Raw genomic sequence first — 864 nt, 5'->3', positions numbered from 1 at the left:
TAAAGGAAGCCTGACGCAAAACTGCGAGCTGATGAACAAGAACATCATATGAGGCGTAGGCTGGAGGCGAGTTGGCAGGGCCGGCCCCGCGAAGCGCTTTGGGTCCAAGACAACGAAGCCGTGTGATCTAACGGCCACCGTAAATGATGCAGTTGCGCAGGGACAGTTCATGCTCTTATCTGGGGAGATCTGCTTAACAAGCGATCGGTAAACCACCAGTAAGGCTCTGGTCAATAAGTGCCTTGGCTCCGCTGAATGTATCGCCAGTGGAGAGCGAACTAGATACAAACCGATAGCGCTGGCAGAGGTAACTTTGCCAGTGATTAAGCAGAAGTCAGCAGACGGCATAGTAGCCCAACGGTCAGCGTAATGGCTGATACATGGTGAAGGCCTGAACATTAAGAATAAAGGAGGAGCCTTGTCACACTTGAACGCACGAACGCCGTCAGGCGATGACGTGATTCAGCGTAGTGATCTGAAGCCAGCCTTTAGTAACGATCTATTTGAGCGTGTGCTGCAACGGGATAACCTCTCAGCGGCATGGAAACGCGTTCAAGCCAATAAAGGGGCTGCAGGAGTGGATGGCATGACCATCAACGAATTTCCCGTATGGGCAAGCGCAGGACACTGGACGAAGGTCACTACCGAACTGGCAACAGGTCGATATACGCCCTCACCGGTCAGACGCGTTGAAATCGATAAACCCGATGGTGGTACTCGCCAACTGGGGATTCCAACCGTCTGTGATCGAGTGATTCAGCAAGCGATTGCCCAAGTCCTTACGCCTATTTTTGATCCCGATTTCTCAAACAATAGTTTTGGATTCCGGCCAAATCGAAATGGGCAACAGGCGGTAAAGCAGGT

Annotated in this window: 1 pseudogene; it reads left to right on the top strand. The window is 51.9% G+C overall.

What is annotated here, in order from left to right:
* Nucleotides 1-427 precede the first annotated feature (427 nt).
* Nucleotides 428-864 (top strand): annotated as a pseudogene (locus A3773_RS16810) (reverse transcriptase domain-containing protein); the annotation flags it as partial.

The sequence above is a fragment of the Neptuniibacter pectenicola genome, from assembly GCF_001597735.1.
Classification (GTDB): Bacteria; Pseudomonadota; Gammaproteobacteria; order Pseudomonadales; family Balneatricaceae; genus Neptuniibacter; species Neptuniibacter pectenicola.
This window is presented reverse-complemented; position numbering and strand designations above follow the sequence as displayed.